Origin of the sequence: Streptomyces sp. AC558_RSS880, from assembly GCF_019049255.1 — a bacterium.
Classification (GTDB): Bacteria; Actinomycetota; Actinomycetes; order Streptomycetales; family Streptomycetaceae; genus Streptomyces.
The window spans coordinates 106297-131461 of sequence record NZ_JAGMUJ010000059.1; the positions used below are offsets into that span (position 1 = coordinate 106297).

A 25165-nucleotide genomic window follows, 5' to 3' on the forward strand; every position below is an offset into this window, starting at 1 on the left:
CACCGTCGCGGCTGGTCAGGGTGTCGGGATGGTCGGGGCCCAAGACACGGGTGCGGGTGCGGGTGAGCCGGAACCGCACGTGGCGCTTCCTGCGGCGGATCGTGGAGGCGGACCGCCTGTGAAGGCCGCTGTGGGCCGGGGGTGAGGGGCGTGCTGTCGGGGGCCGGTGCCCACACGCCGGCCGTCCCCGTGCTCGCCGGCGCGGTCACCCGCGCCACGTACAGCGCACTCCCGTACAGGCATCGCTGCTGGTGGCGCGCCCGGCACGGCCGCCACGCTGACGGCATGCACAGCCCATCCTCCCAGCAGCACCGGCTCTCCCCCGGTCCCACGCCTCCCACCGAGTTCGCCATGGCCTTCACCTCGACCCCGCGAGGGGCCCGCCTGGCCCGGCTGTTCGTCGCGCACTGCCTGAACTCCTGGGGCCACTCCTACACCAGCGACGTCAACGAGACGCTGACCCTGATCACCGCCGAGCTGTGCGCCAACGCCGTCCGGCACGGACGCGTCCCCGGCCGGGACTTCCACGTCCGGCTGACCGCCGAGGCGGACGGCGCACGGCTGCGCGTGGAGATCTCCGACACCCGCGCCGAACGCCGGCCCACCGCCCCCACGGCCCCCGACGCCGAGTCCGAGTCCGGCCGCGGCCTCCTCCTCGTCACCGCCCTCGCCGACGACTGGGGCGTCATCGACCGACGCGGCGGCCCCGGCAAGACGGTGTGGGCGGTGGTGGGCACCGCGCCGGACAGCCGGTCCGGCGCCCTCCGCCAGGAAGCCTCCGGACCGTGATCACCGACCCGGCAGGGTGCGTCCCGTGCCCGACGGGCCGGACCCGACGAACGGCCACGGGCGATCGGGCGCGCGGGTGCCGCCCGTGGTCTCCCGCCGGCGACCGGGAACCGATCCCCGCCGGACGGAGGCCCGGCCTCGGCTCCTGCGGGTGTTCCCGTTCACCGCGTCCGGACACCTCCACGGACGGACGCCCTGATCGAGCCCTTCTAGGGACCGGCATGCACCTGGCAGGCCCACAGGCTCGGGGTCTGCGGATACGTGCCGCGCAGGGTGCGTACGGCCCGGTGCAGGGCCTCGGCCGTGCGGGCGACGTCGAGTGTGCCGTCCCCCGTGTTCAGTTCCTCGTACACGCTGAGCGCGACCTCGGCCCCGATCACGTCGTCGACGTGCCACAGCGAGCCAACCACATGGGGGAAGCCCGCCATCTGGAAGGCGCTGACGATGTGGACGGCCTCGTCGGCGAGTTCGGGGCTGGTGTGCAGGGTGGCGCAGGCGGAGAGGTAGGCGAGCCTGACCGACGGCAGCCGGAGCCGGGCCAGATCGCGGACGGTCAGCGGGCGTTCGGTGTGGTCGTGCAGGACGAGCCGGCTGCCGGACGGGCGCTCCAGGTCGCCCAGGGCGTGGCAGGCGAAATGCGCGTAGGCGTGGCGGTGCAGGGCGGAGACCACCGCGGAGTGCGTGGCGGAGGTGTCCGCCAGCAGCGCGGCACCGGGGAGCAGTCGGGCCAGGTGCTCGGCTTCGCGGCGGGCGCCCGGGAGCGGGGCCTGGCCGGTGGCCTCCGCGACACTGACGACCAGGGTGCCGGTACCCGTCGGGCGTGCCACGCGCCGGCGGGCGTGGTGCAGGGCCCGCAGCGTCGGCGTGTAGGAAGAGACCACCTTGTCCAGGGCGCCGGGAGTGCCGTCGGCGGGGGCCGCCGCGTGCAGGGGCAGCGTGCCCAGCAGGCCGCCGGGCGACCACCACACGCGGGTGGCCCCGGGGAGACGGTCGAGGACGGGGCCGGTGACCGTCCGCCACAGCCAGGCGAGGGTTTCCCGTATGTCCTGCTGGGCGCGCTGGGACTGTTTGCGTGAGGTTCCGGGCGTCTCGATGCGGACCAACGCGTCCTCGAAGGTCCGTCGGCGCTTGGCTGTCGTCTCCGGGTCGAGCCCCGGGAGCGGTACGGCCTCGATGGCGTGTTCGGTGACGACCAGGGCGTCGCTGCCGTACGGGGAGACGTTGACCAGGACCACCGGGCCCGCCGCGGCCGTCGCGCGCAGCTCGCGTTCGTCCCAGTCCCGTACCGGACGCAGCAGGCCCAGTTCGGGGTGTTCGGCGCGGATCCGGCCGGTGAGGTCCCGCCACTCCGCGGCCAGCCGCTGGCGCTGATCGGCCCGGGATTCCCGGCCGGGCGATCCCTCCTCCGGTAACTCTTCGCCGGCGGTGGCCGTGTCGAGGGCGTCCCGGAGTTCCTCGAAGCGGGCGGCGAGGTCTGGGGCGGTCTCCCGGAGCCGGGTGAGATCGCTGTCGGTGTCGAAGGCGTGGGAGAGGATCACGCCCCTGGCGTGTTCGAGCAGTCCGACCGCGAGCCCGGGGCGGCCGCAGCGCACCGCGCAGGCAGCGGCGGCGGCGCCCAGACCGACGGTACGGCTCAGCAGGAACTCCTGGTCGTCGCGGACGAGCTGACGGGGAGCCACGGAGTGCAGCAGATCGACCGCCACCACGTAGCCGTCCAGGGCGCGGTCCCAGTCACCCAGCTCCGCCCGGACCTCGCCCCAGGCCTGTGCCGCGTGCAGCCGCTCGGAGGGCGCGCACTGCTGTTGCAGGGCCGCCTCCCTGAGGACATCGGCGGCCTCGGCCAGATCGGCCCGGCGGCGGCGCCGGTCCAGTGCCAGGTCGTACAGGGCGGCGCCGAGGGCGCTCAGACGGGACGCGCGCTTGGGGTGGCCGGGCGGAGTGGCCTCGACCGCCCGGCGGTTCAGCGCGACCACCTCGCGCCGGGCAGCCGACGTCAGCAGGGTGCGCGGGCTTGCCTTCCGTGCGGCCGCGGCCACCACCAGGGCGCCCGGCAGGTCGGGCGAGTTCGCGGGCAGTGCCGCGATCACGGTGTCGACCAGCTCCCGCGCCTCACGGGCCGCGCCGGTCCACGGCGTCCGCTCGTGGAGGGTCAGCAGGGCGATGGCGAGGCGGAACCGCCGACGGTGTACCTGGGGGTCGCCGTCCGGGGTCAGTGCCAGGGCCTGCCTGAAGAGCTCCACGGCCTCCGTGAGTTGGGCGACGGGGTCGGCGGCTCGCTCGTGTCCCGTGAACAGGCTGCTCCCCATCGAGCTCAGCAACGCGGCATGATGGGCCTGGCCCAGGCCGGGCAGCGTGAAGGCCCGGCGGCGGCACTCCCGGGCCTCCCGAAGGTCCTCGCCGTCCTCGGTCAGGCGGTGACGCAGACTCAACGCCGCACTGAGGTTGAGCAGCCGCAGCCCGAGCACTCCGTGTCCTTCGGGGGTGAGTGCGACCGCCTCCCGATGGGCCTCCACTGCCGCGTTCAGCTCCTCCACCCCTCCCGAGCGTTCGTGGCAGGCCACCAGCACCAGGCCGAGGTAGTTGAGTGTCGCGGGACGGTCCGGGTGGGCCGGCGGCAGGGACGCCACGTTCTCCCGGATGCGGCGCAGCGCCTCGTCCAGGTCCGCCCCGTTCCTCGCCGGATCGCGTGTGTAGCGGGTGTACAGGGCCAACGCCGGAGCCAGGAAGGCCGGCTGCGGGGCACCCGTCGTACCCGCGGACGCGGTGGTGCGGCCGGTGAGGTCCAGCGCCGCCTCCAGATCGTCCTGGGCTCCGGTCCTGACGGAGCGGAAGCGCAGCACGCTGCCGAGTGCGTCGTGCAGGGCCGCTTTCTCCCCCGGACGCCGCGCCATCCGGAGCGCCTCGTCCAGCACCTGGGCCGCCTCGTCCAGGTCCTCCACCCGGCCGGTGTGCTGCGACCTCAGGGCGAGCGCCATGCCCAGATCGTGGCCCGCCGCCGCGGGCCCCAGCGGGTGGACGGGGAATCCCCGGCGGCACAGGTCCACCACTTCGTCGCACTGCTCCGCCGTCGCCCCCTCCGCCTCCCGCAACATCAGCAGAGCGCGCCCCAGCGCGCCGAGTCCGTGGACCAGGTGCGGGTGCCCCGGCGGGAGCTGTGCCACCACGTCACGGGCGATGCCCACCGCCTCGCGCAGGTCCTCGGTGTCGAACGACTCCAGGTAGCGGTCCCGGAGCCGACGGCCCAGGCCGTCCAGGGCGAGGAGCCGTGCGGGGGAAGCGGCCGGGGTCCCCTTGACCGCGCGGTGGATGAACCGGACCGGGTCCCCGTCCGCCAGGTCCCCGAACGGCCAGGTCGTCCCGGCGAGGGCCACGGCGCGGGCCACTTCTTCGAGCCGGTCGGCGAACCAGTAGTCGTATTCCCAGGTCGCGAGGACGGCGAGGCTGCCGCTTCCGACGGCCTGCGCGAGGAGGTGCTCACGGGAGAGGGCCGACGCGGCCAGCACCACGGCCATCTGGTGGAGTCGAAGGAGGTCTTCGGAGGCGTCCGGCGGCGGGGTGTGCTGCCGGCCCTCCGCCGCGATCACGGCGGCGGCGCACGCGGCCGACCACTCGGAAGGACCGTCCGTGCCCGTCGGGTCGGGGCGTTCGGCCGGGTCGGTGGCCGCGTAGGGTGCCGCCAACTCCGGTGGGACCGACGCCGGATCGGCGACCCACACCGGGAAGAGCAGCGTCCCGGCCATCGCCCCGTACACACCTCCGTGCTCCGCGGGGCCGGCCGCCGCACGCAGGAAGCAGAGCCAGCCGGCCGCGTGCCGGGCCTCCATGTCCGTCCTCGGATCGGCGGTCCTCAGCAGGCCTCGGAGTTCGGCGTCCGCTTCGGGGCACGCCACCACCTCCGCGCCCGTTCCCCCGTCCGCCTTTACGGCCCGGTCGAGGCGCGCGTGGAGCGCTCTCAGATATCCATCCCGGTCGTACGCCATCCCGTCACTCCCCCACCGCAAACGTTCATCGGCACCTCGAAGAGGCTCTCAACTCCTCTTTATTGCGGCACACTTGAACCATGACCGCATCTCCTTACCTACCCCGACCCGACAGGGCGGCAGCGGCGCTGTGCGCCTTGCTCGGCTCGCCCGAGGATCTGCGGCAGCCCGGGGTCAGGGAGGCGGCCGAGCGTGCGCGCGACCTGCTGCGGTCGGGTGCGGACGCCGACGAACTCGCGGCCTGCTACCGCGCCCTGGACACGGCGCTGCGCCGGAACGGGGACGCGCGCGGGCTGGCCGGCGTATCCCGGGGCGCCACGGCTCCCGGCATCGCGCCTCACATCAAGGTCGCCGTCTGCCCCGAGTCGCCCGTCTGCGCCCGCATGGAACGGGCCCGCGACCTGCTCCCCGCCCCGTTCTGCGCCGTGCACGGCACCCGCATGCGCAAGAGCCGACTGGGCTCGGCACCATGACCCCGCGCCCGTGAACCCCCTCCTCGCCACCCTGGGCGGCAAACTCACCGAACGCTGGCTGAACTCGCTGGTCCTCCCCGGTGCTCTGTTCCTCGCCACGACCGCCGTCGGCGCCGTCCTGGGACACCGCCACTGGCACGACGTCGACCGGCTGCGCACCACCCTGGACGACCTCGCCGCCCGCCCGGCCCTGGACCGCACCGGCACCGCCGCGCTCCTGGTCGCCCTCGTCCTGCTCACCGCGACCGCGGCCTCACTCGGCGCGCAGTTCCTCGGCAGCGGGATCGAGCGGTGGCGGCTGCGCTTCGGCCGTGACCCGTACTCGCGTGCCAGGACGGCGCGCCGGGCCCGCCGGTGGCGGCAGCGGGACGCGGAGCTCACCCTGGCCATCGAACACGCCCACCCCGCGGGTACCGGACCCGATGGTGCGGGGACGAGCGCGAACGGGGCCCTGACACGGGTCCTGGCCCTGACCGAGGCCCGCGACCGCATCGCACTGCGCGAACCGTCCCGCCCCACCTGGTACGGCGACCGCATGCAGGCGGCGGCCGATCGCGTCGAGGCCGCCTACGGGGTGGACCTCGCCGTCCTGTGGCCCCGGTTGTGGCTGATCCTCCCCGAACCCGCCGTAGGCCGGATTCAGTCGGCGCACGACTCCTTCGGCGCCGCCGCCCGCCTCGCCGCCTGGGCCGTCGGCTATGCCCTGCTCGCCTGCTGGTGGTGGCCCGCCGCGGCGGCCGCCGTCGGCTGCGCGGTCGTCGCCCGGTCGCGTGCCCGCAGCGCCCTGGACGCCCTCGCGGGACTCATCGAGGCCGCCGTGGACGTGCACGGCCGCGAGCTGGCCGCCCGGATCGGACTGTTGTCCCCCGAGGCACCGGGACGGCTGACCCAGGACACGGGAGACGACATGTCGGCGTTGTTCAGGAAGGCCGAGTGACGGCCGGAGCCGTACGGCCGGTCCGGGAATCCGACCAGGCGGGTACCGATGTCCGAGGTGGGCGCTATTTTTGATGCTGATCGTCACGGTACCGGCGCCTGGTTGTCACGGGGGTGCGCACCGGCGGTCGCGGTAACCGTCCTGCCCGAAAGGTCCTCGTGAAGCCCACCCTGGCCGCCGCGCAGCTCCGCGGCAGTCTGACGCAGTACCTCACGACGACGTACGCGCTGGCCGACGAGGACACGCGGCGCGCGTTGGAGCGGTTCCTCGGGGATCCGGAGACGGGCATCTTCCGGGGGCCGTTCCTGCGGATCAGGACGCCGTTCCATCCGGCCGAGGACGGGTGGCGGGCGGCGCTGGAGTGGCAGCCGTCGTTCACGCCGTGGCGGCACCAGGCGAAGGCGTGGGAGCGGCTGAGCACCTACAAGGGGGCGGCCGAGCCGACCCTCGTGACGACCGGTACCGGGTCCGGCAAGACCGAGTCGTTCCTGATCCCCGTGCTCGACCACTGCCGACGGCAGAAGGCGCTGGGCCGGCGCGGCGTGAAGGCCGTACTGCTGTACCCGATGAACGCGCTCGCCACCGACCAGGCCGGCCGCATCGGCGAGTACCTGGCGCAGCCGGAGCTGGCCCAGGTGACGGCCGGCCTCTACATCGGCGACAAACCGGACACGGACTTCCGGCGGGTGATGACGCGGCGCGAGGAGATGCGCCAGGCGCCGCCGGACGTGCTGATCACCAACTACAAGATGCTGGACCTGCTGCTGCAGCGGGCCGAGGACCGGCCGCTGTGGGAGGACGCGGACCCCGCGTACGTGGTGCTGGACGAGTTCCACACCTACGACGGCGCGCAGGGCACGGACGTGGCGATGCTGCTGCGGCGGCTGGCGTCCGCCGTGGGCGCCTCGAAGCCGGAGCGACCGCTCGGGTCGATCTGCCCGGTGGCGACCTCGGCGACCCTCGGCGAGGGCGGGGGCGACGGCAGTGGCATCCTCGCCGTCGCCGAGCAGGTGTTCGGCGTGCCGTTCGGGCCGGACGCGGTGATCGGTGAGGAGCGGCTGAGCGCCGACGACTTCGTCGGCGACATCGACTACGAGCTGCCCGAGCCGCCCGATCCCAAGGAGGTCATCGACGTCTCGGGCGGGCCGGGCGTGGAGTCCGACCCGGACCGGCTCGACCTGGACGGGCTCGCCGAGCGGCTGCTGGGGCGGCGCGGCCTGGACGCCTTCCGGATCGGGCGGCTGCTGAAGAAGCACGACTTCACCCACGGGGTGCTCGCGCTGCTGAACGGCGACCCGCTCGACGAGTGGGGGCTGCGCGACCGCATGGCCCGCTTCGGGTACGCGTGGGCGCGCACCGCTCGGGAGAACCCCCGCCTCGCGCTGGAGGCGCTGTCGCGGTTCGTGGCGCTGCTGTCGTCCGCGCGGGACCCGGAGTCCGACGAGCGCCGGCCGCGTCCGCTGCTGCACATCGAGGCGCACCTGTGGGTGCGGCCGGTGGGGCGGGTGCTGAGCGGGGTGGGCGCCCGGCCGGAGTTCCGCTGGTACGAGGACGAGCGGACCGTCGCCCGGCGCTCCGCGCTCACCGCGGCGTCCGCGTCCGAGGAGTCGTCCGACGGCGACGAGTGGCCGACGGCGGACTCGCGGCGGCCCGAGGCGCTGCCCGGCTCGGACACCGTGCAGCGGCCGGCCCAGGCGCACCTGCCCGCGGTCTACTGCCGGGTGTGCGGGCGTTCGGGCTGGGCGGCGCTGTCCCCGGAGGCCGATCCGCAGAAGCTGGAGACCGGCCCGCTGAAGATCTGGCAGGCCGCCGTCGGACGCGACAAGCGGCGGCTGCGGTACTTCATCTCGGCGACGCCGGCCGAGGCGCGGGACGCCCTCGCGGCGCTCACCGGCACCGCGCCGAAGCAGGCCGGCGGCGTCGACCCGCAGTCCGTGGTGGTGCTGGACGGGGCGCAGGGCACCTACCGGATGCCCGTCGCCGAGGACGCGGAAGGGCTGCAGGACGCCTGGTTCGCGCGGGCCGTCCTGGACAAGAAGACCGCCGACCAGGCCGCCAAGGACGACACCTGCCCGGCCTGCGACACGGACAACGGCATCCGGTTCCTCGGCACCGCGCTCGCCGCGCTGGCCTCCGCCACGGTCACCCAGCTGTTCACCGGCGGCCACGAGATCGCGCTGGCGCCGGAGGAACGCAAGACGCTGCTGTTCAACGACTCCACGCAGGACGCGGCGCACCGCGCCGGATACGTCGCCAACGCCTCGTACAAGTTCTCGCTGCGCTCGCTCCTGGCGCACCGGCTGGACGACTCCGGTACGCCGCTGCCGCTGAACGACCTGATCGGCGACGTGCTGGACGCCGTGGACGACCCGCAGACGCTGGCCGCGGTCGTCCCGCCGGACCTGCACGACGAACCGGGCGTGGACCGGCTGCTTTCGGGACGCGGCACCGGGGACGCGCGGACCTGGAAACTCATCGGGGAGCGGCTCGCGTTCGCGACCGTCATGGAGTTCGGGCTGCGCTCACGCCTCGGACGCACCCTGGAGCTGACCCGGACCACGGCCGCCGAGGTGGTGATCGCCGAACCGGACCGGATCGTCGCCCTCGCCCGCGACCTGCACCTCACCCTGCCGGGCCAGCTCGGCCTGGACGGCGGCCTGCCCACACCGGACCGCTATCTGGCGTACGTGCGGGGGCTGCTGGAGCGGATGCGGCTGCGCGGCGGCGTCCGGCACCGGTGGCTGGACACCTGGATCAAGGAAGCCGGCGTCAACCAGTACCTCATCTCCGGGCAGCGGCCGGAGGGGATGCCGGCCTTCCCCGAGGGGTACGTGGCACCGCCGAGGTTCCTGCTCGCCGGGCCCAAGGAGAAGACCAAGTTCGACACGATCACCGGGCGCGGCAACTGGTACCAGGACTGGACGCGGCGCTGCCTCGGCCTGGACGCGGCGCAGGCGACCGAGTACCTGCGCCGGCTGCTGCCCGTCCTCGCGGACGAGGGCGTGCTGTCGGCGCGCACCGCCAAGGACCGTACCACCCGCGTGTACGGGCTCCAGCCGGGCCACATCCACGTGCGGCTGCTGGCGGACGACCTGGTGAACAAGGCGTTCGTGGCCTGCGAGGAGTGCGGCTGGCAGCAGGTGGTGCCGCCCGAGCGGCGCACCCGCTGGTACGGGCACCCCTGCCCGCGCTGGCGCTGCACCGGCGTCCTCACCCCTCCCCAGCACGGCACGTCGTCGACGGGGGCGGGCAGCGGCGGCTTCGGCGGGAAACTGGAGCGCGACTACCGGGCCGACTACTACCGCCGCCTGTACCTGACCGGCGGCACCTACCGGGTCGTCACGGCCGAGCACACCGGCATGCTGACCCGGCCCGAACGGGAGGGCGTGGAGCGGACGTTCCGGCAGGGCACCCACTACACCGACCCCAACGTGCTGTCCTGCACGCCCACCCTGGAACTGGGCATCGACATCGGCGACCTGTCGGCCGTGCTGCTCGGCTCGCTGCCGGGCGGCCCGGCGAACTACGTGCAGCGTGCCGGGCGCGCCGGGCGCCGGACCGGCAACGCCCTGGTGGTCGCCTTCGGCGGGCGGCGGGCCCGCGACCGGTACTACCTGGACGACCCGACCGAGATGATCGCCGGTGACATCGTGCCGCCGGGCTGCTACCTGTCGGCCGTGGAGATCCTGCGCCGCCAGTACACGGCACACCTGCTGGACCGGGCGGCGCGCGGCGAACTGACCACGGCGGACGGCGAGTTGCTCATGCCCGTGCCGCGCCTGTCGTCGGCGCTGTTCGGCACGTCCGGCTGGTGCCAGGACCTGTCGGACGCGGCGCTCACCCACGGGGCGCGGCTGGTCGAGGAGTTCCTGGCGCTGTTCCCGCAGGCGCCGGGCGGCCCCGACGACGACCGGGGGGTGTCCCCGCACGCCGCCGACGAACTGCGCGCGTACGCCACCGGCGGCATCGCGCGCACGCTGGCCGAGGCCGAGGAGGAGTGGACGGCGCGCCGCGAGGAACTGCGCCGCCGCATCGCCGCCATCGACACCGCGGTGGACGGGCTGCTCGCCGAGGACCGTGAACAGGGCGCCGAGCGACGCGAGTTGCTCGCGGAGCGGCGTGCCACGGGCGAACTGCTGCGCCAGCTGAGCCAGACCAGTGCCCACGGCGCCCTCGTCGAACTCGGCCTGCTGCCCAACTACAGCCTCACCGACACCACGACGTCCCTGGAGGCCACCCTCTACTGGAAGGAGGCCGCCGGCGGCGACGAGGGCACGGAGGCGTCGGAGGGCGACGACGAGCGCCGCGAGTGGGTGTACCGCAGCGAGACGCGCGACTACGAGCGGTCCCGCAAACTCGCCCTGACCGAACTCGCGCCCGGCAACAGCTTCTACGTCAACGGCTACCGGCACGTCGTACGCGCCCTCGACATCGGCAGCCCCGAGCGGCGCGCCTGGTCGGTGTGGCGTCTCTGCCCGGCCTGCGGGTACGCGCGCACGCACGGCGACCCGAAGAACGACACCTCGCCGTGCCCGCGGTGCGGCTCCCGGGAGATCGCCGACGCGGGCTGTGTGCACCACGTGCTGGAGCCCCGGCGCGTGACGTCCCGGGACAAGCGGGACGACGCCCGGGTGCGGGACGACCGCGACGAGCGCGACCGCAGGCGGTACGCGGTCCTCACCACCGTCGACGTCGACCCGGCGCACCTGGCCGCCGGATCGTGGCGGCACGACACCGCGGTCTTCGGCGCCGACTTCACCCGCAGGGCCGTCGTGCGCACCCTGAACCTGGGCATCGACCGGCAGGACGGCAGCAGCACGGTTCCGCTGGCCGGGGACGACGTGCGCCTGAACCCGTTCTACGTGTGCACGAGTTGCGGCGGCGCGACGGCCGACGGACGACCGGTCGTCGACCAGTCGCAGCACGCACTCACCGCGTCCCTCGCCCACTCCACCCGTGCCAGCGCCCACCACCAGCTGTGGTGCCCGCGCCGACGGCTGCGCGGCAGCGGGGAGGAGCAGGGCGCCGGGGTGGACGTGCCGCTGCTGCTGGCGCACGAGCTGACCACGGAGGCCGTCCGCATCCTGCTGCCCGCGTCCGTCGCTCGGGCCAAGGAGCGGCTCGCCTCGTTCACCGCCGCGCTGTTCGCAGGCATAGCGGCCCGCTACGGCGGCGACCCCGACCACATCGACATCACCGCCGCGTCCATGCCGGACGGCGAGGACCGCGACTGGCCGCGCCGGTTCCTCGTGGTCTACGACCGGCTGCCCGGCGGCACCGGATACCTGCACCGCCTGGCGACCTCCGACGGCTTCCGCGAGGTGCTGCTGAAGGCCCGCGAGGTGATCGAGAACTGCGACTGCCTGAGGAAGGGCCTCGACGGCTGCCACCGCTGCCTGCTGCGCCGGGTCCCGCCGGCCGACTACGACAAGGTCAGCCGCAACGAGGTCCGGCAGATGCTGGACGAGCTGCTCGGCGCGGACGGCGAGCGCTGGTCCACCTCCCCCGTCACCACCACCCAGCACATCCCGATGCACCAGCAGGCCGAGAGCGACCTCGAGGTGCTGTTCATCGACACGCTGCGGGAGTGGGCCGCACTGCCCGAGAGCCGCGCCAGCGGCGACGCCTACATCACCCCGGCCGGCACCCACGCGCTGGACCTGCGGCTGACCGCGACCGACGGCACCACGCTGAGCTGGCGGGTGTCCCAGCAGCGGGTCCTCGACGGCACCCGCCCCGACGTCCTCTTCGAACGGGTCGACGCGCCCGGCCCGCGCGTGGCGCTCTACCTGGACGGCTACGAGTTCCACGCCGGCCGGGAGCACAACCGGGTGGGCGACGACGCCGACAAGCGCACCCGGCTGCGCGCGGAAGGGCTCCGGGTCTTCCAGCTCACCTACGGCGACGTGAGCGACTGGCGGCGCCGCGTCCGGGACACCGGCTACTCGGGCGCGGGACCGGCCGACCCGGTGTGGGAGCCGTACGGGGACAAGGCCCGGGAGAAGGCCCGCGCGTACTACGCCACCGTCCGGGGCGGGCTGCCCGGGGAGCTGGCGGAGACGGTGTGGACCAATCCGGCCGTACAGCTCGTGGAGTACCTGCGCCGGCCGGACGCGGAGCGCTGGCAGTGGCGGGCGGAGGCAGCACTGGCCGGCTTCATGGGCGCCGGGGCCCGCCCGGTCGTCCTCACGCCGGACGCGCTGGGCGGGCAGATCACGGCGGCGCTGCACGGGACGGCTCCCGCCGGGCCACCCGGGCCGGTGCAGCTGTTCTCGGTGACCGACCGTTCGGAACTGCCGCTGGTCTTCGCCGCCGACGGCCGGGTGAGGCCCCCCGTGTGGACGGGCATCGTCCTCCTCGACGACGCGCCCGGCGTCCACGCCCGGGAGGAGGCGCACAAGCGGCGCTGGCGGGCCTGGCTGTACTGGTCCAACCTGCTGCAGTTCCTGGACACCGGGGGCGGCGACGCCGTCCAGCTGACGACCGGCCGTCTCGACGGGTTCCCGGTGGAGACGCTGGCGGTCACGGGCGGAAGCGGTGTCCTGGAGAGCGTCCGCCTCACGCTCACCGACGGCACACCGGCACCGGCCGGGACCGCGGCGTCCGCACCCCAGGCTCCCCCGGCCGTCGAGGTGACCACCCCGCGTGCCACCCCTCCCGTCCGGGACACGGCCTGGGACAAGGTCATCGAATACCTCGACCCGGACGAGCGCGGCCTGCTCGCGCTCGCCGAGTCCCTCGCCGCGCGGGGCGTCCCGGTGCCCGAAGGCGGCTACGAGCTCGACGGGCACACCGGCTGGCAGGCCGAACTGGCCTGGCCGGACGCACGCGTCGGAGTCGTCCGTACCCCGAGCCCACCGGAGGGCGAGGACTTCGATCCGGAGGCCGCCGACCGGGACCGCGACTTCGCCGCGGCCGGCTGGGAGGTGCGGACCGCCGCCGACTGGACGGCCGACGCCCTCGCCGAGCGGATCGGCCATCACCCGTCAGATGACACCACCACGGACAACGGGGGGAACGAACAGCCGTGACCGGCAAGAACGTGACACTGCGCCTGCTCGACAAGGCGGACCGGGAGATCCTCAAGCTCCCCCGCCCGGTCAAGGGCGCGATCTACGACTTCCAGCACAAGTTCAAGACCAACCCCGACTCCGCGGGCCTGCGGCTCAAGCAGTTGCAGGGGCACGACAAGCTGCACTCGGCGCGCGTCAACGACGAGTACCGCGCACTGCTGCTGCGGCTGGCCGACGACGACTGGCTGATCGTCTCGGTCAAGCACCGCAAGGACGTGTACGCGCACCTGGACCGGCTCACCTACTCGGTCAACCGCGTCACCGGCGGCATCGAGTACGTGGACCTGCAGGTCGTACAGGAGGAGGTGCTCAGCCCCGCGGCCCCCCGGACCTCCCCGTCCGCCGAGCCCGCCCGTCCCGCCGAACCGGCCGCTCCGGAGCCGCTGTTCGCGAAGTGGTCGGAGCGGCAGCTCACCGACCTGGGCGTGGCCCCGTCCCTGGTGCCGGTCGTCGCCGCGCTGACCACCGAGGACCAGCTCCTCGGCCTCGTCGAGTACGCGCCGCAGCTCACCGGCGAGGTGCTGCTGGCGCTGTACGACGGCAAGGCGTACGACGACGTCCTGGAGCAGGTCACCGCCCCCGTCGCGGCGCCCGACCCCGTCGACCCCGAGGACTTCCGGGCCGCCGCCGAACGTCCCGCCACCATCGTCACGACGACCGACGACGCGCTGCGCGAGGCGCTGGAGGGCGAGGACTTCGGGCGCTGGAAGGTGTTCCTGCACCCCACCCAGGCCAAGCTGGTCACGCGGGACTACAGCGGTCCGGCGCGCGTGGGCGGCGGGCCCGGCACCGGCAAGACGATCGTGGCGCTGCACCGGGTCAAGCACCTGGTGGAGCGGCTCCCGGCCGGCCGGACCAAGCCGGTCCTGCTGACCACGTACAACAAGAACCTCGCGGCGGACCTGCGTTCGCGCCTGCTCGCCCTGGGCGGCGAGACGCTGCTGTCGCGCGTCGAGATCAGCCACGTCGACCAGCTCGCGCTGCGCACCGTCCGGGAGGCGGAGCCGGGCAACCGCAAGCGGATCGTCGACGAGGCGCAGGCGGTCCGCGAATGGCGCTCGCTCCTCGACGAACTCGGCGAGGACGGCTGGGACGCGGAGTTCCTGCACGACGAGTGGACGCAGGTGATCCTCGGCCAGGCGGTCACCTCCCGCACGGACTACTTCCGTGCCCGCCGCGCCGGACGCGGACGCACGGTCAGCCGTGCCGAGCGCGCCGAGATCTGGCAGCTCGCCGAGCGGTTCACCCAGCGCCTGGACCGGCTCGGGGTGCAGACCTGGGACCAGATCGCGGAGCGGGCGGCGCAGCTGGAGGCGGGACGCGCCCGGCGCATCCAGGACATCGAACGGCGGCGGGAGGAGGCGGGCGGCCTCGACAACGTCCACGTGGCCGACGGATCGGGGGGCTGGCTGCGCTACCGGTACCGGCACATCGTGGTCGACGAGGCCCAGGACCTGCGGCCCGCGCACTGGAAGATGCTGCGCGCGATGACCGCCCCGGACCGCAACGACCTCTTCCTGGTCGGCGACACCCACCAGCGCATCTACAAGAACCAGGTGACCCTCGGCAGCCTCGGCGTCAACATCCGCGGCCGGTCGTCGAAGCTGTCGCTGAGCTACCGCACCACCCGGCAGATCCTGCGCTCGGCGCTGAACGTGCTCGGCGAGGAGAAGTACGACGACCTCGACGGCAGCGCCGAGACGCTGGCCGGGTACCGGTCCGTGCTCAGCGGCGCCGTCCCGGACCTGCACCGGCTGGCCGACTGGGCGGACGAGCGTGAGGCGATCGCCGCGCTGATCGAGTCCTGGGGGGAGGTGCCGCACGAGCAGATCGCCATCGCCGTGCCGACCAACGACATGGCGCGCGAGGTCGCGTACACGCTGCGGGAGCACGGCATCATGGCGCTGGAGATCGGTCCGGACGGGCCCCTCGGCGACAGCGGCGTCCACATCGGCACGATGTTCCGGTTCAAGGGACTGGAGTACCAGCGCATGATCATCGCCGGGGTGACCGACGGGCTCGTGCCACGCGCGGACGTCCAGCGGCGGCGCACCGAGGACCCGGCGCGCCACCGGACGGAGATGCAGCGGGCCCGGTCCCTGCTCTTCGTGGCGGCCACGCGCGCCCGGGACAGCCTGGACGTCTTCTGGCACGGGGAGCCGAGCCCGTTCCTCAAGGAACTGATAGAGGTCCGGCCGCCGGTCGCGGCGTGACCCGCTCCGGGATCGTGCCGCGGTCGGCCTCGGCTAACGCGGCATGACCGGCGCTTGCGGCACGAGGAACGGCCGCCGGGGATCCTCCGGCGGCATCCTGCGGGTCGCGAGCGCCGGATCGGGGGCCGGCAGGTACGGGGCGAGGGCCTCGTACACGTCCGCCGCACCGCCGGGACGGTCCTCGGGACGCTTGGCGAGCAGGGCGTGCACCAGGTCCTGGAGGGCGGCCGGGGCGTCGACGCCGCCGTCGGCGAGGCGGGGCGGGGGCGCGGTGAGGTGCTGGGTCACCATCTCGGCGGGGCCCCGGCCACGGAAGGGAGGGTGGCCGGTGAGCATGTGGTGCAGCAGGCATCCCACCGCGTACAGGTCGCTGCGACCGTCCAACGGCCTCTCGCCGGCCAGCAGTTCGGGCGAGGCGTAGGCGACGTTGCCGAGCGTCTCGCCGGTCATGGTGAGCTGTGGGTCGGTGTCCGAGAGGACCTTCACGAGACCGAAGTCGAGGATCTTCACCAGGCCGCTGGTGCGGACCATGACGTTCTGGGGCTTGAGGTCGCGGTGGACGAGGCCGGCGGCGTGCGCGGCGGAGAGGCCCGAGCACAGTTGCGCGGCCACGGAGACCGCGGCGGGCACCGGCAGGCGCCCGTCGTCGGCGCCGTCGACGACGTTGTCGAGGGTCGTTCCGTCGACGAGCTGCATCACCAGGCAGCAGACGTCCTCGGTCACGGCCGCGTCGTACACGGTGGTGAGGTTGGCGTGGTCCAGACGGGCGGCGGTCTTGGCCTCCCTCTCGAAGCGCGCGAGGGCGGTGCGGCGCCAGTCCGGCAGGGCGAGGAGATCTGCGGCGACGGTCTTGACCGCGACGGGACGCTCCAGATACACGTCCGTCCCCTGCCAGACGTGCCCCATCGCCCCTTTGCCCAGAATCCGGTCCAGCCGGTACCTGCCGCGCAGTACCTTGCCCGCAGCGAACTGCTCCACGTGCACTTCCCTCAGTGAGTCCCAGCGGTGTGTCGGCGCGCGGACCGCCCGGCCGGAGGCCCGGAGCCGTCAGCCCGCGCGGAAGAAGTCAACCAGCCCCGTGCGCAGACCGGAAAACCCCAGGGACCACGGAATCCCGTACGGACCCACGAACATGACGCCATGCAGCCCGAGCCGAGGCGGCAGACCGCGTCCGCTCGCCGTCCGTGAACCGAGCACACACGAGCAAACAGGTGCGGTTTGACAATGCTTTCATCTTCATGAGAGGGTGAAAGCGCTTCAGCTCGTGAAGGGCGGCGCGGCGAAGGGCGTCGTGGCGCGAAGGGGTGGACGGGCGGTGGCGAGGGGGACGCGGCTTCAGCCGCCCGCAGCCTTGCCGGGATGCCGGCGACGGACTCCTTCTCCTGCCCGTGGCAGTGCGGGACGCCCCGCGGTGGGGCGCTCGCGGAAGGGGTGTGTGATGGCCGACGAGAAGACTCCTGACGAGGGAGCGGTCGAGAAGGCCGGGCGGTGGGTCGCCGATCTCGCGGAGAAGGTCATGGTGAACGGCGTGGGGCCGATCACGGGGTCGGTGGCCTGGGCCGAGGACCGTCTTTCGCGTCGGCAGGGCGCCGACTACCGGGCACCTGATGACGATGAGCGCCGTTCTCCCGAGGACATGAAGGACGACATCGACGCGGTCATCGCCCGCCTCATCAAGGAGTCCGTGGCCGCGGCCGGGACCCAGGGGTTCGTCACCGGGCTCGGGGGCCTGCTCACCGCAGGCGTGACGATCCCTGCGAACGTAGCCGCGTCCATCACGGTCAATATGCGGATGGCCGGCGCCATCGCGCACCTTCGGGGATGGGACATCCGTGATCCGCACGTGCGGACCGTCGCGATGATGCTCGCGATCGGGATGAGCGCACAGAGCGTTCTGGCGTCCTTCGGCGTGAAGGTCGGCCAGAAGTTCGGTGAGCAGATGATCAAAAAGATCCCGATCACGGTGATCCGGGCGATCAACAAGAAGGCCGGAACCCACCTCGTCGCGAAGTATGGAACCAAGCGCGCCGCGATCACGCTCGCCAAGGGCGTCCCGATCCTGGGAGGCATTGTCGGAGGCGCTGTGGACGCGGGATCGACTGCGGTCATCGGACGGGCCACGGACAAGGCCCTGCGCGGCGACATCCTGCAGGCCGAGGAACCGGAGTGACGAAGAAGCGGACCGAGCGGACGAGGCGTGCCGCCGCACGGGTTCCGGAATCTCCTGCACCGTCAGCGTGATCCTCGTCGCGCTGACGGTGGGCAAGGAGACGAAGAACGCCCCGCGCGGCGAAGGCAAGTGCCCGCCGCGGTCGGACGGTACGAGGCCCACCAGCAGCGGGACAACCCGATGCGAACCATCACCCTCGCCAACGAGATCCTCGCCCTGTACGGCCGGCCGCCGATCACCGGCATCACGGTGCTGTAGGGAGCGGCCTGTACCGGAAGCCGAAACCCGTCCCCGGACTTCTGACGAGCACGGGGCGGCGGGGACAAACCGGGACCTACAGGATCTCGATGGCGCCCGGCGGGACCGGGCCCTCGCCCGCGTAGGAGTCGCCGCGTGGTGCGGACGGGGCGTCGTCCTCCGCGACGGTCAGCGTGGGCCAAGGGGCGGCCAGGGTCACGTCGTCCAGGGTGAGACCGAGGTGGTCGAGGAGGAGGGCGACCACGGGAGCGATTCCGGAGCCCTCGTGCTCGGCCAGGGCTTCCTGGACCCTGTCCCACCAAGGGCCGGAGTGTTCGGGCCGGGGTTGCTCCGGGCCGGGTTCGAAGTTCTCCAGGCACTGGCCATCGCGCCAGTGCTGGAAGACGGCAAGGCCCTCGGTGGACAGGACGCTGTAGGTCTCGGTGCCGCGGGACAGCGCGGCGAGGAGTTCAGGCCACGAGCCGATGACGCCGTCATCCTCGACACAGAACGTCCAGTCGCCGAGCCTTCCGGCCCGTAGGAGCGACACCGTTCCGGCGGCGGACTGACCTGTGGGCAGGTCGGACGCGGCGTCCGCATCGAGCAGGCGGGAACGGTCCAGGTCGGCGCCGTAGCGGGTGAACACCTCGGCGGGGTACAAGCCCCGGGTGAAGGTGACGCACATCTGGTCGCCCGCCCAGTCGAGCGCGTCCATTGCCATGTTCTGCCCCGTCCCCTCTACCGGCTCCGCCTGCCAGATCGTGTCTGTCGGCCCCCGGTCTGTCAAACGAGCGGCTCTGTCCCGTGATCGGCGGTGGCGGAGGGTGACGTTCAGTGCAGGAGGATGTGATGTTGAAGGAGGTCGAAGCCCGCGCGGCCGTGCATCTGCCTCATGATCCGTAACGGCCGCGAGCTTCCCGGGCGTCGCTCGGAGCAGCGGGCGAGGAGGCTGCTTCGGCAGCCCCTGCTTCCCGGCGGGTCGACCGCCCGCCGTGCCCGTCCTCAGTCGGCCTCCCGCACGCGTGCGGCGGTCCGCTCGGCGAGCTCGCGGACGCCCTTGGCGGCGTTGCCCGAGAGTTCGCCGAGTACGGCGTCGGCGGCGGTGAGGAGGACACGGGCCTCCTCGGAGCGGCCCGCGTCGGCCAGGGCGAGGGTCAGCCGGTAGTGCTCCTCGGCGATGAAACGGCCGAGGTTGACCCGCTGCCAGTGGCGCAGTGAGTCGTCGCCCGGGGTGGCCAGGGCGTCGCGCACGGCGGCCAGGCTGTCCGCCGCCTGCGGCAGCCGGCCCGCCTCCCGCTCCAGGCGGGCGAGGGTGTGCCGGGCCGAGGCCCGGTCCCACGCCGTCTCCTGAAGGGTGGCGTGCAGGCGCTGGGCGCGGAGAGCCTGGGGAAGGTCGCCGAGTTCCTCGAAGTCCTGGGCGAGCCCGCTCAGCGGAGCCGTGGCCAGGGTGTGGGGGGCCTCGGGGCGGCGGAGTCTGCTCTGGTCCATGACGATGTCGTCGAGTTCGCGGATCAGCGTCACCCGCGCGAGGTCCGTCATCCCCTGGTCCCGCGCCAGGTCGGTCCAGGTGGAGACCGGCTCGTCCGACGGGTCCGTCCCGAACATCGACTCGTCGAGCTCCCGCGCCCACTGGCGCAACTCGTCCGCGCCCGCACCCGGTTCCGGCACACCGCCCAGGCCGCACGCCGTGTCGAAGTCCGTCTCCCGGACGTCGAGCAGCAGCGGCAGATCCCCGGTGTCCCCGTGCAGCCCGACCAGTACGGCCGCGAGCCGCAGTTCGTCCGTCATCGACGACCGTGTCTCGTGCCGCAGCAGATGCCGCAGCAGCTCCAGATCGCCCTCGGCGCGGTCGAACTGCGCGGCCCGCAGGGTGATCCGGCGCCGGACCGGGTCCTCGGCGACCTCACGCCATGCCGTGGGGTCGCCCTCCCGCAGGCGGGCGAGATCGGCGCGGCCCGCCGCGAGCACGGGCTCCCACAACGGAGGCCCGGCCGGGCCCAACCGGTCGTACGCGCACCCCTCCTCCGCGTCGAGCAGCACGAAGTCCGGCTCGGTGCGCAGCAGCGCGGCACGCAGTCTGCCCACCAGCTCGACCGGGGAGCGTTCCGGAAAGCCCAGCGCCGCACGGAGCCCGGCCCGCTCCTCGTCGATTCCGTAGTACTCACGGATCTCGTCCTCGGTCTCCGCGACGCACGCCAGGATCTTCTCCTCGCCGTCGTCCGGCGACAGACGTGTGTAGCCGCGCCAGCCGGGCAGGCCGATCACGAGCTCCAGGGCCTCGTCGACACTGGAGCCGATGATCCCCGCGACGCCCTCCGAGCCGGCGTAGAGCACCGAGCCGTCCGCGCACACGAAGTACGTGCCGCCGGTGTCGTCCCCGGCCACCGTCTCCAGCGACCCGCCCGAGGCCAGGCGGACCTCCTCGACAGGGCCGTGGGCGGCGCGGTCCAGGTCGAAGTCGAAGGGGAAGGCGGCCAGTTCGGCCAGACGGCGGTCCTGCCGCAGCAGCCGTAGCGCGTGATCGGTCATGTCACGGAAAGTAACACCGTCCACTGACCACGGACTCGCGGCCCCGCAGGAGGCCACGCGGACAGGGGTACGGTCATCGTCGGCGATTCGGGCGTCCGCACCCACCCGGAGACCCTGGAACTGATCGACTTCGACCGCCCCGTCGCCGTCGTCCTCAGCGCCGTCCTCCACCACGTCAACGACGAGGAGGACCCGGCCGGGATCGTCCGCCACTGGCGCGACCACGTGCCCTCCGGGAGTCACTTCTTCGTCAGCCACTTCCGTTCCGGCGACAACCCGGAGACCACGGAGGCCGAACGGGTCCTCCAGCAGACCTTCGGCCGCGGCCGGTGGCGCACCGACGAGGAGATCGCCTCCCTGCTGGACGGCCTGGAGATCCTCGACCCCGGGATCGTCCCCGCGCCCCTGTGGCGCCCCGACACGACCACCGGCCCGTGGAACGCCGCCGGCGCGGAACGGGAGCTCGGCGTCTGGGAACGCCTCATCGCCGCCGGGCTGGCCCGGAAGACGTAGTGCCCCGGTCGGTGACGGGAGGGCGCGACGAACAGCTCCTCGCGCCTTCAGTCCTTGAGGAACGCGAGGCGCCGACCGGCAGGAAGACGCCGTCCGCGCCACCGCTCCCGGCCTTTCAGCGGCTTCGCCGAAGCCCGTCCCGACGAACCGAAGTCAGCAATGCCGTCTCCAAACCGTCGCGGCTGGTCAGGGTGTCGGGGTGGTCGGGGCCCAGGACCCGGGTACGGGCGACGAGATTCTGCCGGTGATGGTCGGCCGCCTCCGCATACCGGCCCATCCCGTACAGCGCGTCGGCGAGGTTGTGGCGGCTGCCCAGGGCGTGGGGATGACAGCGATGTGTCCGAGGTCCGGGCCGGCCGCCGACGATACGCGCGTGATCGGCAGGGCCGTCCCGGCAGCCGGCCCCGAAGGGGCGGTTCGCACCTTGCCGCCCTTTCCGAGTGAGGGTGGGGCACGGTCGTCGGTCGGCGTGGCGCCCGGCTGTGGCTTCCCGGCCGACGGGACGAAGGGGTTACGCAGGGTGACGTTCTGGCACGTGCAGGTGTGCGGGAACGTGGCGGTGGGCAGTATCCCGTTCCACTGTGGCGGGGATGCGTGGGTCCTCTGGGGGCTACTTGAACCTCATCGAGCATGAGTACGCGGATCTGGGGGCACTGCGGACCCGGCGCGCCGTGCACAGGGCGTACAGCTCACCATTGGACACGGTGGAGGAAGTGACGCTGGCCCTGGCACGTCGGTGGGCCGGAGCGCGGGGCACAGTGGTGGACGTGGGCTGCGGCACCGGGCACCTGCTACGGCGGTGGGCCCGGGACGGGCACGCCGGGCTGCTGGTCGGCGTGGACCGGTCCACGGCCGCGGTGAGCGAGACGCGTGCGGGCGGCGTCACGGTGGTGCGGGGGGACGCTTGCTCACTCCCGCTGCGCGACGGATCGGCGGACTGCCTGATGGAGCGGCACATGCTCTATCACGTGGCCGACCTGGGGCAGGCGCTGGCGGAGTCGCGGCGGGTCCTGCGTCCTGGCGGGGCCTTCATCGCCGTGGTCAACATGATGGACACGACACCCGGGCTGGCGCGACTGCTGCGCAGTCGCATCAACGGCGAAGGCATGCCGGTACCGCCCTTTCCACGTGTGGATTCCGAGACTCTGCGCCCGCTGTTGAAGGATGCCTTCGGTGAGGTCGAGGAGACCGAATACCGCGGGGAGTTGGTATTCCACGAGCCCGAGCCGCTGGCCGCGCTCGCCGCCTCGCTGCTCGTGTTCTACGGGCTGGAACGGGGCACGGTCCGGCACGGCCGGATGGTGGAGGCCCTGAGGGAGGAAGCGGCGCGGGTCTTCGCCAAAGGCCCCGGACCGTGGCGGGACCCGAAGGGCTGGACCGTGTTCGTGGCGAGGAGATGAGGGGAAGACCCGTGCATGACGGGGGCAAGGGCATGGCGACCAGGGGCTCGCTCGATGTCGGGGCCGCCCCCGGTGGCCGGGGGGCCGCGTTCGGGAAGCCGCGGCGACACCGGCCGACCGCCGCCGGACCTCACGGGCGCGGTGCCGCGCCGAGAGGGTGACCACTGCCCGGGTTGGAGGAGTGAGCGTCCATGACCGCACGCGGAACGTCACGCCGGTCACGCACCGTCGGGCTCATCGGCGCCTGGGTGAGCGCGGCCGCCTGTGCCGCCACACTCGATGCGGTGAACTCGCCGGAGCCTTGGGTGATCGGCGTGGGTGCCGCGGTGGGGACGGCGGGCTCCGTGCTCAGTCTGCTGGCGACCACCGTGCTCCAAGGAGACGGAGCCGTCGGCGGGGCACCCGATCACGCGGCACCTACCGCGATTCGCCAGCTTCCGGCAGCGACGGATCACTTCACCGGGAGATGGGAGCTGGTCAAGCACATCCGGAGGCTGGTCCTGGGACCAGGACTGCCGAAGCGGTGGAGACGACGTGGCGCAGGACGGTCCGACCGGCTGCGGGTGGTGACGCTGTGGGGCCGCGGAGGCGTCGGGAAGACCGCGTTGGCGGTGCGGCTCGGACATGAACTGGCCCGCGACTTCCCCGACGGGCAGATGTACGTGGACCTGCGCGGCGCCTCGGACACGACCTCACGGGCGCCGGGCGACATCCTGGCCGTGCTGCTGCGCGACCTGGGGGTCGACCCGGAGGCGGTCCCGGAGGACCTCGACGACCGCATGCGGCTGTTCCGGTCGCGTACGGCGGGCCTGCGGCTGCTGATCGTACTGGACAACGCGCGGGACGAGACCCAGGTACGGCCGCTGCTCCCCGGGGGGACGGCATCGCTGGTCATCGTGACCAGCAGGCCCCGGCTGTCCGGCCTCGAAGGTGGCACGTCCTTCGAGTTGAGCGTGCTCGAACACGACCAGGCCGTTGAACTGCTGGGCAAACTGGCCGGTGTCGCCCGAGTCGCCGCAGAGCCGGCAGCAGCCTCACAGATCGTGCGCGCCTGCGGCCTGCTGCCACTGGCCGTACGGATCGCGGGAGCCCGACTGGCCGGGCGCCCCGCCTGGTCACTGGAGAACTTCGCCCGCCGGCTGGCCACTCAGCACCGCCGGCTCGGGGAGTTACAGGCCGGCAGCCTCGACGTACGGACCAGCATCACGGTCGGCTACAACGCACAGTCCGCCGTCAACCAGCGGGCGTTCCTGCTCCTCGCCCTGTGCGACGCGCCGACGTTTTCCGTACTGCCGTTGCAGGCGGCCATGGACTGTCCGCGGGCGCAGGCGGAACGGGTCCTGGACGAACTCGCCGAGGCGCAGATGCTGGAGTGGCTGGGGCACAACGCCGTCGGGCAGTCCGTGTACCGCTACCACGACCTCGTACGGGACTACGCCTTCGAGCTGCTCACCGGCCAGGTACTCGGTGGGGACGAACGCCGGGCGGCGCTCCGCCGGGTGGTCGGGCACTGTCTGAGCCTCACGGAGCGCGCCGAGCGCCGGTTGACCCCGGGCAGCCACCGTCGGACCGCCCGCTTCCCCCGCTGGTCGGCACCGCCCGAGGACGGCGGTCCGGAGACGGAGCCGGACGTTCTTCAGCAACTGGCGTCCGAGTACGAGTTCCTGTTGTGCGCGGTCCGTGAAGCGCGCGACGCCGGCATGACCACGGCGGCGTCGGAGCTCGCGAGTCTGCTCGTGGCCCACCAGGACACCCATGCGCTGTGGAGCGACTGGGAGCGGACCCAGTGCCCGGTACTGGAGGCGTGCCGAGCCGACGGCGACGAGCTGGGGGTGGCCGTCAGCCTCCGCGACCTCGCCGTGCTGCGGCGCCTCCAGGGCCGTCTGTCCGAGGCCGAGCAGCACGGGCTCGAGGCACTGGCGATCTTCGAACGCGTCGGCGAGGCGGCCGACACCGCCGACTGCCTTTCCAACCTCGGCTGGCTGTACCGGGTACGGGGCGAACACGACAAGGCGCGCCTCTACCTGGCTCGAGCGCTGAGCGTCGCGGAGCGATGCGGTATCCAGCGGACTCGCGGATGGGTTCTCCAGATGCACGCCGACCTGGAGATCGACGCCGGCGCCCTGGACACGGCCCTGGCGCTGCTCCGCCAGTCCCGCGAGGTCTTCGAGGACATCGGCGAACGCCGTGGTCTGGGCTGGACCCTGCGCATCACAGGAGACGTCCACCGCAAGCAGGAACAGTACGACCAAGCGCTCACGCACTACCAGGCCGCCACCGACCTGCTGCGGACCCACGAGGACAGGCGTGGCATCGCACGCATCCTGGACGCCATCGGCGCACTCTACGAGTGCATGGGCCGGGCCCAGGACGCCGTGCGGCACTACGAGGACAGTCTCGCCGCCTTCCGCCAGCTCGGAGACATCCAGTGGCAGGCGTATACGCTCGACGCCCTGGCGGGCCTTTGCGCCGCTCTGGGCGAGCCGGCGAAGGCCGACTCCTACCGTACGGAGGCTGCGGCCCTTCTCACCGGCCTCACCGGCGGTGAGACCCGGGCCCAGCCGGCCCGGCGGTTGTGACCACGCGCCACCGGTTCCTTCGCACCGGACGGCCCGCTGCGAAGCCTTGGGGATCACTGTCAGTCACGACAACGCGACGAGGACCGCGACCGTCAGGTCGAGGCCCTCGCATGCGTACCGCTGGAATGCGTGTCCGAGGGGGGACTTGAACCCCCACGCCCGATAAAGGGCACTAGCACCTCAAGCTAGCGCGTCTGCCATTCCGCCACCCGGACAAGGTGTCCGCCGCCTCGGCGGGATGTTCCCCCCGCGGCGACATGGACAACCATACC

Annotated in this window: 14 protein-coding genes, 1 tRNA gene and 1 pseudogene; 10 read left to right on the forward strand and 6 right to left on the reverse strand. The window is 73.0% G+C overall.

From position 1 onward, the window contains the following. Positions 1–285: 285 nt before the first annotated feature. Positions 286–789 (forward strand): ATP-binding protein, encoded by a 504-nt coding sequence (locus KUM38_RS20650; protein ID WP_308409003.1) that lies wholly within the window; start codon positions 286–288, stop codon positions 787–789. A 209-nt stretch (positions 790–998) separates the two neighbouring features. Here the strand turns inward: KUM38_RS20650 and KUM38_RS20655 are convergent, their stop codons facing one another. Beyond that, positions 999–4769 (reverse strand): CHAT domain-containing protein, encoded by a 3771-nt coding sequence (locus tag KUM38_RS20655; RefSeq protein WP_217130882.1) that lies wholly within the window; start codon positions 4767–4769, stop codon positions 999–1001. A gap of 80 nt (positions 4770–4849) precedes the next feature. On the opposite strand from KUM38_RS20655, the gene KUM38_RS20660 reads away from it, so the two are divergent. From KUM38_RS20660 to KUM38_RS20675, 4 genes are all read left to right on the forward strand, one after another. After that, entirely contained in the window at positions 4850–5242 is a 393-nt protein-coding gene (locus KUM38_RS20660; protein WP_217130883.1) for a hypothetical protein, read from the forward strand. 10 nt (positions 5243–5252) lie between these two features. Beyond that, positions 5253–6179 carry a hypothetical protein gene (locus KUM38_RS20665; RefSeq protein WP_217130884.1) on the forward strand — a complete coding sequence of 309 codons (927 nt, stop codon included), beginning with the start codon at positions 5253–5255 and terminating at the stop codon, positions 6177–6179. A gap of 158 nt (positions 6180–6337) precedes the next feature. Further along, positions 6338–13210, forward strand: coding sequence for a DEAD/DEAH box helicase (locus KUM38_RS20670; protein ID WP_217130885.1), 6873 nt, complete (start codon positions 6338–6340; stop codon positions 13208–13210). Beyond that, on the forward strand, positions 13207–15465 hold the full coding sequence (locus KUM38_RS20675) for a UvrD-helicase domain-containing protein (protein ID WP_217130886.1): 2259 nt from the start codon (positions 13207–13209) through the stop codon (positions 15463–15465). Before KUM38_RS20670 ends, KUM38_RS20675 begins: the two co-directional genes overlap by 4 nt. Before the next feature lie 33 nt (positions 15466–15498). On the opposite strand, the gene KUM38_RS20680 is transcribed toward KUM38_RS20675, so the two are convergent. Beyond that, positions 15499–16443, reverse strand: coding sequence for a serine/threonine-protein kinase (locus KUM38_RS20680; protein WP_217130887.1), 945 nt, complete (start codon positions 16441–16443; stop codon positions 15499–15501). A 460-nt stretch (positions 16444–16903) separates the two neighbouring features. Between KUM38_RS20680 and KUM38_RS20685 the strand changes: the two genes are divergently transcribed. Both KUM38_RS20685 and KUM38_RS42955 read left to right on the forward strand, forming a co-directional pair. Then, on the forward strand, positions 16904–17635 hold the full coding sequence (locus tag KUM38_RS20685; protein WP_217130888.1) for an EcsC family protein: 732 nt from the start codon (positions 16904–16906) through the stop codon (positions 17633–17635). Positions 17636–17764: 129 nt separating this feature from the next. Then, a complete protein-coding gene (locus KUM38_RS42955) occupies positions 17765–17893 on the forward strand; it encodes a hypothetical protein (protein ID WP_302181243.1) in 129 nt (42 codons plus the stop codon). A gap of 76 nt (positions 17894–17969) precedes the next feature. Here the strand turns inward: KUM38_RS42955 and KUM38_RS20690 are convergent, their stop codons facing one another. Further along, a complete protein-coding gene (locus KUM38_RS20690; protein ID WP_308409004.1) occupies positions 17970–18593 on the reverse strand; it encodes a DUF6461 domain-containing protein in 624 nt (207 codons plus the stop codon). A 281-nt stretch (positions 18594–18874) separates the two neighbouring features. Beyond that, complete coding sequence (locus KUM38_RS20695; protein WP_217130889.1) at positions 18875–20401, reverse strand: hypothetical protein; 1527 nt, start codon at positions 20399–20401, stop codon at positions 18875–18877. 90 nt (positions 20402–20491) lie between these two features. On the opposite strand from KUM38_RS20695, the pseudogene KUM38_RS20700 reads away from it, so the two are divergent. After that, positions 20492–20914: pseudogene (locus tag KUM38_RS20700) on the forward strand (SAM-dependent methyltransferase); the annotation flags it as partial. A gap of 115 nt (positions 20915–21029) precedes the next feature. Here KUM38_RS20700 and KUM38_RS43620 read toward each other — a convergent pair. Then, positions 21030–21281 carry a tetratricopeptide repeat protein gene (locus KUM38_RS43620; RefSeq protein WP_374227062.1) on the reverse strand — a complete coding sequence of 84 codons (252 nt, stop codon included), beginning with the start codon at positions 21279–21281 and terminating at the stop codon, positions 21030–21032. Between the two features lie 223 nt (positions 21282–21504). On the opposite strand from KUM38_RS43620, the gene KUM38_RS20710 reads away from it, so the two are divergent. Next, a complete protein-coding gene (locus KUM38_RS20710; RefSeq protein ID WP_217130891.1) occupies positions 21505–22314 on the forward strand; it encodes a class I SAM-dependent methyltransferase in 810 nt (269 codons plus the stop codon). Between the two features lie 191 nt (positions 22315–22505). Beyond that, positions 22506–24893 carry a tetratricopeptide repeat protein gene (locus KUM38_RS20715; RefSeq protein WP_217130892.1) on the forward strand — a complete coding sequence of 796 codons (2388 nt, stop codon included), beginning with the start codon at positions 22506–22508 and terminating at the stop codon, positions 24891–24893. Between the two features lie 130 nt (positions 24894–25023). Here the strand turns inward: KUM38_RS20715 and KUM38_RS20720 are convergent. Beyond that, positions 25024–25108: transfer RNA gene (locus tag KUM38_RS20720), tRNA-Leu, on the reverse strand. Positions 25109–25165: the final 57 nt, after the last annotated feature.

Excerpts from the sequence above, each read along its gene's own strand:
- KUM38_RS20650 (WP_308409003.1), top strand. The coding sequence starts at position 286 with ATGCACAGCCCATCCTCCCAGCAGCACCGGCTCTCCCCCGGTCCCACG.
- KUM38_RS20655 (WP_217130882.1), bottom strand. The coding sequence starts at position 4,769 with ATGGCGTACGACCGGGATGGATATCTGAGAGCGCTCCACGCGCGCCTC.
- KUM38_RS20660 (WP_217130883.1), top strand. The coding sequence starts at position 4,850 with ATGACCGCATCTCCTTACCTACCCCGACCCGACAGGGCGGCAGCGGCG.
- KUM38_RS20685 (WP_217130888.1), top strand. The coding sequence starts at position 16,904 with ATGGCCGACGAGAAGACTCCTGACGAGGGAGCGGTCGAGAAGGCCGGG.
- KUM38_RS20690 (WP_308409004.1), bottom strand. The coding sequence starts at position 18,593 with ATGGCAATGGACGCGCTCGACTGGGCGGGCGACCAGATGTGCGTCACC.
- KUM38_RS20695 (WP_217130889.1), bottom strand. The coding sequence starts at position 20,401 with ATGACCGATCACGCGCTACGGCTGCTGCGGCAGGACCGCCGTCTGGCC.
- KUM38_RS20710 (WP_217130891.1), top strand. The coding sequence starts at position 21,505 with ATGCGTGGGTCCTCTGGGGGCTACTTGAACCTCATCGAGCATGAGTAC.
- KUM38_RS20715 (WP_217130892.1), top strand. The coding sequence starts at position 22,506 with ATGACCGCACGCGGAACGTCACGCCGGTCACGCACCGTCGGGCTCATC.